The organism is Chryseobacterium sp. KBW03 (assembly GCF_003852415.1).
Lineage (GTDB): Bacteria > Bacteroidota > Bacteroidia > Flavobacteriales > Weeksellaceae > Chryseobacterium > Chryseobacterium viscerum.
Map to the genome: position 1 here is coordinate 898,540 of NZ_QAJO01000005.1, position 12,012 is coordinate 910,551.

Consider the following 12,012-nt stretch of genomic DNA (forward strand, 5'->3'; position numbering starts at 1 on the left):
ATATTTAACAAAATATTCCCTCCATACTATATTGTAATTTTTAAATGATGAAAAGCCTTATTTTAGGAAAGATCAGCCCCGAGTTTATCAAAGAAGAAACTCTGCCTGAATTACTGGTTCCCACCTTTGAAAAATATAAAGATAAAACAGCCTTTATATTTAAAGATAAAAAATTATCCTATGCTGAACTAGACAGCTGGAGCAATGCCATTGCCCTTCAACTGCAAGATCAGGGAGTACAGCCCGGTGATCGTGTAGGAGTATGGTATCCCAGAAGTCTTGAGCTTCCTGTAGCCATACTTGGAATTTTGAAAGCTGGTGCCGCATACATTCCTTTAGACCGGGAAATGCCAGAGGATAGAATAAAAAAAGTTTTTACAGACATCAATGTTAAGACTTATTTTTCTGATACTGATGCTCATATTCACTGTAAGCCTTTAGAAATTGTTCCTCAGCCTCCAATCCCTGTTTCTTCAACTATTTCGGACTACACACCGGACAATTGGGCCTATGTATTATTCACTTCCGGAAGTACCGGAAACCCTAAAGGAATTCCCATTTCACACCGGAATATCTGTCATCTGATCCGTTCTGAACAGGATTTTATAGGAATAAACGACACTGATATTGTGTACCAGGGGTTCTCTGTTTCTTTTGACATGTGGTGCGAGGAAGTATGGATCAGTCTCTTTGCCGGGGCTACTATATGGATTGCTGATGCCACTACTGTAAAAGCGATTGACGAACTCAGCGATGTTTTAATCAAAAATAAAATTACGGTACTTCATGCAGTTCCCAGTATTTTAGCCATTATTGATGAAGTTCCTGCTATCAGACTGATCAATACAGGAGGTGAAGCCTGTACAAAACAGGTACAGGAAAAATGGGCTAAACCTTACAGAGCATTTATCAACAGCTATGGACCTACGGAAACAACGGTTTCCTCCAACATGGCTCAACTGAATAGTCAACAAGAGTTGACAATAGGACCTCCTCTTCCCAATTATCATGTTGCCGTGATTGACGAAAATATGAATATCGTGGCGCGTGGAGAGCGTGGCGAAATGGTTATTTCCGGTCCCGGGGTAAGTAACGGATATTTTAATCTTCCTGAACTCACCGAACAGAAATTTTTATCTAATCCATTTCCGGAAGAACTTCCGGGAGACAAAATTTACAAAACCGGAGATGCTGTTATTATACGTGAAGATGGTTTCATCGATTTCCAGGGAAGAATAGACGATCAGATCAAATTACGCGGCTACAGAATTGAGCTTGGTGAAATAGAATCCCGGCTGAACCAGCTTCGTGATGTTTCTTCCGCTGCCGTAGCGGTAAAAGAAGACTCCAACGAACAGGGACAGCTTGTAGGATATGTCGTGATGAACAATGAGTCTTCTTTTGATGAAAATGAAATGCGGAAGGAACTGGCCAAGTTTCTGGCTCCTTATATGGTTCCGATTTCTATTGTTCTGCTGAAAGAAATGCCGAGGATGCCAAGTGGTAAAATCGACAGAAAACGACTTCCCATTCCTGAAAGTTTCACCAGCCATGAGAAAAATGAAGATATCAACATTGATTCTGAAGCTCCTGTAGAGGAAAAACTTATTCAAACTCTGAAATGGGTATTTCCAGGAAAAGAAATTAACCTGAGTCAGGATTTTTTTACTGATCTGGGTGGACATTCCCTGCTGGCAGCTACCTTAGTTTCCCACCTTCGTCAAAAGGCGGGAATTCCTACTGCTTCATTAAAGGAAATCTATGAGAACCGCCCTTTGTCAGCCTATTCTGAATGTCTCAAAAATAAACATGCTCAGGCTGCGTCTCATCAGGAGCCTTTTCACAGGGTTTCAACGTTTCAGTATATTGCCTGTAGTATTGCCCAGACGATCAGCTTACTGGTTGTATTCGCTTTATTAAGTATTCAGATCTTTTTCCCATATTTAAGCTATTATTATTTTCAGATTAATGGATACGGACTGCATTACGCTTTATTGAGTGCCGTTTTACTGTATACGTTGATTCCACCAGTCTATTCCATCATTATTGTTTTTACCAAATGGCTGGTGATAGGAAAAATAAAAGAAGGAGACTATCCGCTTTGGGGCTGGTATTATTTCAGATGGTGGTTATGGAAAACAATTAAAAGGTTACTGCCTTCTGAGTTTATTGTAGAAACTCCTTTATATCCGAAATATTTAAAATTGCTTGGGGTAAAGGTGCATCCAAGTGCTCAATTGAGCCTGCTTCCTATCTCTGCAGAAGATCTTGTAACGATTGATGAAAATGTGAATACCAGTTCCGGCTGTAGTATTGATAATGCTTCTGTTGAAAATGGTATCTTAAGAATAAGAAAAGTACATATTAAAGCGCATGCTTACCTTGGTTCTTCTGTTATTGTGTGTGGAGATACAGTTATTGAAGAATTTGGAGAACTTCAGGATTTAAGCTGTCTTAATGAAGGTGGAAGAATTGGATTTGGAGAAGTCTGGAACGGGAGTCCTGCTGAAAAAGTAAGAGTAAAATCAGGTGAAGAAGTTGAAGTTCCAAAACTGGCGTCAGCAAGAAAGAGAAATCGGTTTGCATTGATGTATGCATGCTCTTTATTTTTCTTTCCTCTTCTTATTGTTTTGCCTTTAGCTCCTACTCTTTATACCCTATATTATCTGGATGACCGTTCAGCCGATTATAATTTTTATTATTTATGGCAGGCTCCGATACTTTCTACCGTGTATATTTTATTGTTTATTGGAGTGGTAAGTATACTGACCAGAATTTTACAATACAATATGAAACCGGGAATCTATCCCGTGTACAGTTTTATGTATTATAAAAAATGGATAAAGGACCAGATTTTCAATCTGTCTCTTATTATAGTGCATCCACTTTTTGCATCCATTTATATCAGTAAATTTTATAGAATGATGGGTGCCAAAGTAGGGAAAAATGCAGAAATATCGACCGCCAGTGATGTTTCTCACCATCTTCTAGAGATTGGAGAAGGTTCCTTTATTGCGGATGCTGTGATTCTTGGAGAACATGATGTAAGAAATGAAAAATTAATTTTATCAAAAACAACCATAGGAAGCAACAGCTTTGTAGGAAACAGCGGACTGATACCGCAGGGATATAAGCTTGGAAATAATATGCTGATTGGTGTTCTGAGTAAAGCTCCTTCTGAAGAACAGTTGAAAAATTCCACTGAGAAAGACTGGTTCGGATCTCCTCCAATAGGTCTTCCTTCCCGACAAAAATCTGAGGTATTCCAGGATAATCTCACTTACAATCCGCCATTCCGCCTAAAGCTTGCCAGAGCTATTGTAGAAGGGATCAGGATTATTCTTCCACAGACTATAGTCATCATTTGCAGTGTATTATTCATTGCGTATACCAGTACCTATCTGGAAGGAAATATTCATTATCTTCTTTTGCTGGCTCCGTTTTATTATTTGGGTATTGTTGCATTACCTTCATTTTTCTTCACTGTATTACTGAAGTGGATATTGGTTGGAAAGTATAAGAAAACCGAAATGCCAATGTACAGTATGCAAGTATGGCTGAGCGAAGGAATCACTACCATTTATGAGGCACTTCCTGTACAGTTTTTTCTTGATTTTCTGCGGGGTACATTCTGGCTGCCGTTCTTTATGAGGTTTCTGGGAGTAAAAATCGGAAAAAGAGTTTGGCTTAATACGACTGACATTACAGAATTTGATATGGTATCTATCGGAGATGAAACAATGCTGAACGAAGACTGCGGTCCTCAAACCCATCTCTTTGAAGACAGAATCATGAAAATAGGGAGTGTAAAAATTGGAAGCCAGACAACGATCAATTCAAGAACAATTATTTTATATGATAGTGAGATTGGAAATAATGTCAACATAGATCCTCTTTCTCTGGTTATGAAAGGAGAAGTTCTTTCCGATAACACATCGTGGTATGGAAGTCCGTTGAGAGGAAAGTAATTATGCAGGAAGATGGAGGCCGGATGATGGAAGTGATTAAAATTCAGAAAAGGAATACATATCTTTCCAATTAAACTTGTTTTATACATCAATAACAAGGATTATATCATTACGCAATAGAAACTTCCAACTCCCCTCTTCCTGCTTCCAACAAATAAAAAAACATCATTATGAATTATTCCATCAGAAAAATAAAAATCAATGAAAACCTTCCTATTGTAGATGAATTGGTAGGTGAGCTTCATATTTCGGAAAAAACAATGAATGATAAAACTGCCGACTGGAGCCAGATCCGGGAAAGCTATCTCCGTTTCATGTCAGAATGTGAGGAAGAAAATGAGGGCACTTTTCTTATTGCAGAAATTGATGGCAACGCTATAGGTTTTCTTTTTGGATATATTGAAGAGAGAGACGACAGTAATTTCGAACTTGGAGAAGGAGATGATTTATATGTTTCTGAAGGATATGTGAAAAAAGAGTTTAGGAAGCAGGGAATCTACTCTGCTCTCAATAAAGCATTTGAAGAAGAATATAAAGGCTATAAAATCCGGAAAATATACCGTTATACGCTTTGTACCAATGATACCATGCAAAGCTGGCTTTCTTCCCAAGGTTACCAGCCTGTAAGATTGGTCTATGAAAAATGGATGTAAGCTAGAAAAGAAATTATTCTCCTATAAATTTAGGTTAAAATAAGAAATCCGGTAAGCAAGCTTACCGGATTTCTTTGTGAACATTGTTCTTATTATTTTTGTCTGAAATATACTTCAATCGGAACTCCGGTAAATCCGAATTCTTTTCTCAACTGATTTTCAGTAAATCTTTTATATGGTTCCTTCACATACTGCGGAAGGTTACAGAAGAATACAAACTGTGGTGACGGCGTAGGAAGCTGTACACAATATTTGATTTTAATATATTTTCCTTTCAATGCTGGTGGTGGTGTCTGCTCGAAGATCGGAAGCATTACTTCATTCAATTTTGAAGTTTTGATCTTCTTCTTACGGTCTTCATAGACCTCCATTGCCAGTTCTACAGCTTTTAAGATTCTCTGCTTCGTTAAAGCTGAAACGAACAAGATTGGAATATCCTGGAACTGACCGATTTTATCTTTGATTGATTTTTCGAAATCACGTATCGTATTGGTCTGCTTGTCTTCGATCAAATCCCATTTATTAACAAGGATTACAATTCCTTTTCTGTTTTTCTGAGCCAATCCGAAGATGTTCATATCCTGAGACTCCCATCCCTGGGTAGCATCCACCATAATGATAACTACGTCAGAATATTCAATAGAACGGATAGATCTCATTACAGAATAGAATTCTAAGTCTTCATTTACTTTAGACTTTCTTCTCATCCCTGCTGTATCTACCAATACAAACTCGTGTCCGAATTTATTGTATAAAGTCTGGATACTGTCTCTTGTAGTTCCTGCAATATCGGTTACAATATTTCTTTCAACATCCAATAAAGCATTGGTCATGGTAGACTTTCCTACGTTTGGACGACCTGCAATAGTAATTTTAGGCAATCCTTCAAAAGGGTCTTTATATTCTGTAGTCGGGAAATCTTTAACGATATCATCTAACAGATCTCCTGTTCCTGAACCGGTAGCAGAAGAAAGTGTATAATATTTATCTATTCCTAACTGATAAAATTCTGTTGCTGGAAGTTCTTCTTTAGAAGAATCTACTTTGTTAATAACGATATAAATAGGTTTGTTGGATCTTCTAAGAAGTCTGTAAATTTCGTAATCTGTATCAGTAAGCCCTTCCTCAACATTCATCATAAAGATAATGGAAGTTGCTTCATCAATTGCCAATTGTACCTGCTTACGGATTTCTTCTTCAAAGATATCATCTGTACCTACATCATAACCTCCTGTATCAATTACAGTAAAGTCTACTCCATTCCAGTCAGATTTTCCGTAGTGACGGTCTCTGGTAACACCGGCTGTAGAATCTACAATGGCTTCTCTTCTTTCTAATAAACGGTTAAAAAGCGTGGATTTTCCTACGTTAGGACGTCCAACGATTGCAACAATATTTGACATAAAAAATGTTTAATAATCCTTTTGCTATGCTCAGGATATGTTATTAATGGGTTACTCCAACTTTTGGAGCCCAATTTTTTGCAAAGATAAGATTTTATTATTTAACTATAGTTTTAAGAGCATTAGCTGGGAAAAGACTCTCAAAGCAACTATACAAAGGATAATCTATGAAACTGTTTTCAATTAAAATGGGATAAACAATATCCACAACTCTGCTATTTTACGATGAAAGTAGTTTTTTTGATTTTTTTATTGAAAAATAATGATTTGGCAATCAATAAGTAAAGCAATTACTCCTCTATTATGTTAATTAATCTTTAATTTTGATTTTCATATTTAAAATAAATTCTATAATTTCGCAGCATAGAAACAGACCTATAGTGTAACGGTAGCACTCCGGTTTTTGGTACCGTCAGTCGGGGTTCGAATCCCTGTGGGTCTACAAACCATCCTTTTTTAAGGATGGTTTTTGTTTTTTATATTTATGATGAAATTGTAAAGCGAGCAATACTATTTTTTTGATTTAGGTACCATATTGCTTATCTGAGATATCAATTATGTTATTGACAAATTTATTCTTTAGCTTCTCATCTGTAAATTCTATCTCTAAACGTATAATTTTTTGGGCTGGTGTTTCTTTTGAATTGTATATAATATGAATCTTCAGGACGGGACAATCTTTGTAACAAAAAAGACAGCATTACCGCCTTCTTTTTGTTATAATGAAATGATTTTTCAAGCTAAATCAAACCTGCCAAATTTCCTTTGTACATCACTACTTCATCTTTCCTTCGAAAAACATGAAACCTCATAGTTATCTCATTTTCACATCATATTTACTCTTATTAAGAAATAATAACGCATTATCCATTTCTATCATTTCTTTAAGAGCGGCATCTTTATCTTCTGCATTTTCATAATAACTTTCTGCTATCTGGTATCCCATACGGTATCCAAGATCTCCGGGGCGGTCTTTACTACTAGCTGCATTGAAGAGCCATTTGCTGAAATCTTTTGTACACAATTCTGCTTTCAGCTCTTTCCAAAGTTTTTTTTCATTTTCCTTGACAAAAGAATAAGCGCGACTTTTATTTTCCTTTTTCTGCAATAATAATTTTTCCGAAATATAAGAAGCCACTCCTTCTTTGATAACATTTTCCAACAATGGGCAATCACATGCATTTTTCACCATCTTTTTCTGTTGAGTATGAACATATTCATGAACTGCTGTTTCTACAATGAAATCATTCACTTCAGCAGAAGATGTTCTGGACAGGATATCTGTTTTTAGATTTTCATTGGTAATTTCGGAAACATCACAATCTTTACTTCCCGCAATCATCTCGGTTCCTAATAAAAGATAATGATTAGAAATAGTGCCTCCTGTAGACATGGGGCCTACGACAAAACAAATTTTGGCAGGAGTAGCGTTTGGATATTTTCTCTTAAAATTCTCAAGCACAGAAGACAATTTTTCTCCCATTTGTAAAGGTAGTTTTGTATTCTCTCTTACACTTTGGTAGAATCTCTTGTATTTCCCAATTCTCTCCACAAAAAGCTCAGCTGCAAAATATCTTGCCTTCTGAAACTCTTTAAGTCCATCCGTCGCACGATCCAGATAGACTGTCTGAATAATATTAATACTGTCCTGATTGGTTTTAGCCAAAGATAACCTGTCATATGCTTCCCAAAAACGGGTGATATCACTTGTTGTAATTTGTTTTATATTTTCCTGCTTAAGCTCTTCCGCAATCTTCTTACGTCTATCAATTTCTTTTTGACTTATTTTTTTAGTGAATATTTCAATGGAGCCATCAGCTTTTTTTTGTTTTTCAACTGAACGGATTATCAATTGGTAGCGATCATCTTTATCTGAAAAAAAATCAATTTTATCATAACCATTATTTCCATCCGCTAAATCAGTGTAAGCAACCCGTTTTTTTGCAGAATCGAGAAGAATCATTTCAACATCAATCTGGTTTTGATGAACTGTAAAAAGATAGGTACTGCCTTTTTTCAGCTGTATTGTATAACTTACGTCAATACTCCCATCAAAAGGGAGTTTGGAATTAGATTTTCCAATCTCTAAAGTTTGTCCAAAGGAAAAGAAAGAAAGTCCTAAAAAAAGAAATAAAAGTAATTGTTTCATAAGTTATTTGTCTATTAATTAGACAACTTTAAAACAAATTTTATTACATTAGAAATAATGATATACAAAAAAAGGCAGCAATAAATGCTGCCTTTCCCTATTTTCATTTTTATGTATTAGACCAGATCAAACCTATCCAGATTCATCACCTTCGTCCAAGCTGCCACAAAGTCATTCACAAACTTTCCTTGTGCATCGGCGCTTCCATATACTTCTGCAATCGCTCTCAATTCAGAATTGGATCCGAAAACAAGATCAGCACGGGTTGCTGTCCATTTTGGCTGACCTGTTGAGCGGTCGCTTCCCATATATAATTCTTTATCGTCTGACATTGCTTTCCACTGCGTTCCCATATCCAACAGGTTTACGAAGAAATCATTGGTAAGAACTCCCGGACGGCTGGTGAATACACCATGTTTAGAACCGTCAAAGTTCGTATCCAAAGCACGCATTCCTCCTATTAATACACTAAGCTCAGGAGAAGTAAGCGTTAATAACTGTGCTTTATCGATCAATAAAGATTCTGTAGAGACCGTATATTTTCTTTTCAGATAATTACGGAATCCATCAGCTGCCGGTTCAAGATATCCCATAGATTCCACATCGGTTTGTTCCTGAGAAGCATCCATTCTTCCCGGTGCAAAAGGAACTTTTACTTCCTGACCCGCATTTCTTGCTGCCACTTCTACAGCGGCATTACCTGCCAAAACAATCAGATCGGCTAATGATATTTTCTTACCTCCACTCTGAGAATCGTTGAATTCTTTTTGAATTCCTTCCAACACACTTAATACTTTATTCAGTTGTGCAGGGTTATTCACTTCCCAATTTCTTTGAGGCTCCAGCCTGATTCTGGCACCGTTGGCACCACCACGCTTATCACTTCCTCTAAACGTAGAAGCAGATGCCCATGCTGTAGATATAAGCTCAGAATTATTTAATCCAGAATTTAAAACTTTTGATTTCAACCCTTCCACATCATTTCCGTCAACCAACTCATGATTTACTTCTGGAATAGGATCCTGCCAGATCAGTTCTTCCTGTGGTACATCTGGTCCTAAGTAACGGGCACGTGGTCCCATATCTCTGTGCGTCAGTTTAAACCATGCTCTTGCAAAAGCATCCGCAAACGCATCAGGATTTTCGTAAAAGTGTCTTGATATTTTTTCGTAAACAGGATCCAGTCTCAATGAAAGGTCTGTTGTAAGCATTGTTGGCTTATGTTTTTTAGAAGAATCAAATGCATCAGGAATGATATCTGCTCCATCCTTTGCTACCCATTGATGAGCTCCGGCAGGGCTTTTTGTCAGTTCCCACTCATTTTCAAAAAGGTTTTTAAAGAAATAATTGCTCCATTGAGTTGGAGTTTCTGTCCATGTCACCTCCAGACCACTGGAAATAGCATCTCTTCCACTTCCTGATTTATATGTACTTGTCCATCCAAGTCCTTGTTGCTCAATTCCTGCTCCTTCAGGTTCTTTACCTACATGATCTGCAGGACCAGCCCCGTGAGTTTTACCAAAAGTATGTCCTCCGGCAATCAAAGCTACAGTTTCTTCATCATTCATTGCCATACGGCCGAAAGTATCACGGATATCTTTAGCAGCTGCAATCGGATCAGGATTTCCGTCCGGACCTTCAGGATTTACATAAATAAGTCCCATCTGTACAGCGGCCAATGGATTTTCAAGGTTTCTTGAATGAATATCTCCGTCTGCATTATCATCTGTAGGGAGAACAGCTGAATGTCCTTCAACTACTCCTTCTGAACCATGAGCATAACGAATATCACCTCCCAGCCATGTTTTTTCTGATCCCCAATATATATCGGAATCCGGTTCCCAAACATCTGCACGGCCTCCTGCAAATCCGAATGTTTTAAAGCCCATCGATTCTAAAGCAATGTTTCCGGTAAGAATCAAAAGGTCTGCCCAGGAAATATTTCTACCATATTTTTGCTTGATTGGCCATAACAACCTTCTTGCTTTATCAAGGCTTACGTTATCCGGCCAGCTGTTTAAAGGCGCAAAACGCTGCTGTCCAGCTCCTGCTCCTCCTCTACCGTCTCCTACACGATAAGTTCCTGCGCTGTGCCAGGCCATACGAATAAAAAGAGGTCCGTAATGACCAAAATCTGCCGGCCACCAATCCTGTGAATCTGTCATCAATGCATGAAGGTCTTGTTTTACCGCTTCCAGATCCAGGCTTTCAAATGCTTTCGCATAGTCAAAATCCTTATCCATAGGGTCAGAAAGGGAAGAATGCTGGCGCAGAAGATCTACTCTAAGCTGATCAGGCCACCAGTCAGAATTCTGGGTACCGCCCCCTGCTACATTCTTCTTCATTGTTCCGTTGTGAAACGGGCATTTACTGATGTCATTCAAATCTTTTTCCATTGTCGTTTATTTTATTATATTGATTAATACAGTTTAGATTCCTTATTGTAAGAACATGACAAACCTACAACGTTTGACTGATAAATACAATCTATTAATTTTTATTTCAACGATAGTTAAAAACTATAAATAAATATTTCCTACCTCATGAAAACCAAGACATAATTGTGGTATTAAATTAGTAATTTTTTAGATTAACTTAAATAAAAACAGCAGTATACAGCTCAATTTAGAATTACTCAACGTAAGCATTAATGAAAAAGAGAAGACCAAAACTGGAAAATAAAAGTTTATTGATAGCCGAAAAAACAGCTTAGCAATTTGCATACAAATTAGTAAAAGAATATGATTTCCGGAGCTTCCTTCTGTAGAATCCACTCTCTTCAAATCAATCTGCATTAAAAAATAATTTAGCTACCTTTATCATGACCAACATGAACATCTGCTATGAAAAAAATAATCGTTATCATTCTCGTTGCCTTTATCCTTATTCAGTTTTTCCCCATTGATAAGACGAATCCGCCTCCTACGCCCGGTATGGATTTTCTGAAAATTAAAAATACTCCGGACAAAATTGCCCGTATCATCAGGACTTCATGCTACGACTGTCATTCCAATGAAACAACATATCCATGGTATGCCAATATTTCCCCAGCTTCATGGTGGGTAAAAAATCATATCAATGAAGGAAGGAAACATCTTAATTTTTCTACCTTTGCAGTATATGAACCTCAAAGACAGCTTCATAAACTGGAAGAATGTATAGAAATGGTTGAAAAAAAAGAAATGCCGCTTGAGTCTTATTATCTGGGGCATCAGAACGCCAAGTTATCAGATGAACAGCGTACAGCTCTTATTCAATATTTCAAAAAAGTAAAAGAAGATACTGAAAGAGGAATCATGTTTAATAAATAAAGTCGTGGAAAACTGGGAAAATAAACATATTGTATTTTTTGATGGAGATTGCGGAGTCTGTAATTTCTGGGTGCAGTGGATTTTGGAGAGAGATAAGAAAGATAAATTCATGTTTGCGTCCCTTCAATCTGACTTCGGGCAGCAGTTTTTATCTGAAAGAGGATTGGAAACAAATGTATTCAATACAATGTATCTATGGAAACCCGGCAGATATTATCAGATCAAATCAAGAGCTATACTGGAAATCGCTAACTTGTTGGGAGGTGTATATTCACTTTCATTTATTGGAAAAATTATCCCCCGATTTCTAAGTGATAAAGTATATGATGTGGTTTCCAGAAACAGAATGAAACTGGCTAATCAGAAATGTTATTTGCCAGATCAGCATCAGAAGAAAAAGTTTATTCAGGTATAATTTTCTTTGTTTCGAAGAAGGATTTCCTTACTATCAATAATCTCGTATAAAATATCATCCCGTAGGAAGCTCAACTAACTTAGCTTTAAAAAGGCCTTGTGTGAATTCCTACG

General features: G+C 37.1%; 7 protein-coding genes and 1 tRNA gene. 5 read left to right on the forward strand and 3 right to left on the reverse strand.

Features of this window, described 5'->3' with window-relative positions:
• The first annotated feature begins 47 nt into the window (after positions 1 to 47).
• Complete coding sequence (locus tag DBR39_RS15640) at positions 48 to 3,968, forward strand: Pls/PosA family non-ribosomal peptide synthetase (protein ID WP_228447848.1); 3,921 nt, start codon at positions 48 to 50, stop codon at positions 3,966 to 3,968.
• A gap of 170 nt (positions 3,969 to 4,138) precedes the next feature.
• Complete coding sequence (locus DBR39_RS15645; protein ID WP_124534627.1) at positions 4,139 to 4,621, forward strand: GNAT family N-acetyltransferase; 483 nt, start codon at positions 4,139 to 4,141, stop codon at positions 4,619 to 4,621.
• A 92-nt stretch (positions 4,622 to 4,713) separates the two neighbouring features.
• Here DBR39_RS15645 and der read toward each other — a convergent pair whose 3' ends face one another.
• The gene (gene der, locus DBR39_RS15650) at positions 4,714 to 6,024 is read right to left on the reverse strand and encodes a ribosome biogenesis GTPase Der (RefSeq protein ID WP_103234439.1); all 1,311 of its coding nucleotides are present in this window, start codon (positions 6,022 to 6,024) and stop codon (positions 4,714 to 4,716) included.
• Positions 6,025 to 6,395: 371 nt separating this feature from the next.
• On the opposite strand from der, the gene DBR39_RS15655 reads away from it, so the two are divergent.
• Positions 6,396 to 6,466: transfer RNA gene (locus DBR39_RS15655), tRNA-Gln, on the forward strand.
• Positions 6,467 to 6,838: 372 nt separating this feature from the next.
• Here the strand turns inward: DBR39_RS15655 and DBR39_RS15660 are convergent.
• Positions 6,839 to 8,173: a DUF2268 domain-containing putative Zn-dependent protease gene (locus tag DBR39_RS15660; RefSeq protein WP_124534629.1), complete on the reverse strand. Its 1,335-nt coding sequence runs from the start codon at positions 8,171 to 8,173 to the stop codon at positions 6,839 to 6,841.
• 116 nt (positions 8,174 to 8,289) lie between these two features.
• The gene (gene katG, locus DBR39_RS15665) at positions 8,290 to 10,569 is read right to left on the reverse strand and encodes a catalase/peroxidase HPI (protein WP_124534631.1); all 2,280 of its coding nucleotides are present in this window, start codon (positions 10,567 to 10,569) and stop codon (positions 8,290 to 8,292) included.
• A 447-nt stretch (positions 10,570 to 11,016) separates the two neighbouring features.
• On the opposite strand from katG, the gene DBR39_RS15670 reads away from it, so the two are divergent.
• The gene (locus DBR39_RS15670; RefSeq protein WP_124534633.1) at positions 11,017 to 11,484 is read left to right on the forward strand and encodes a heme-binding domain-containing protein; all 468 of its coding nucleotides are present in this window, start codon (positions 11,017 to 11,019) and stop codon (positions 11,482 to 11,484) included.
• Positions 11,485 to 11,488: 4 nt separating this feature from the next.
• Positions 11,489 to 11,899 carry a thiol-disulfide oxidoreductase DCC family protein gene (locus DBR39_RS15675; RefSeq protein WP_124534635.1) on the forward strand — a complete coding sequence of 137 codons (411 nt, stop codon included), beginning with the start codon at positions 11,489 to 11,491 and terminating at the stop codon, positions 11,897 to 11,899.
• Positions 11,900 to 12,012: the final 113 nt, after the last annotated feature.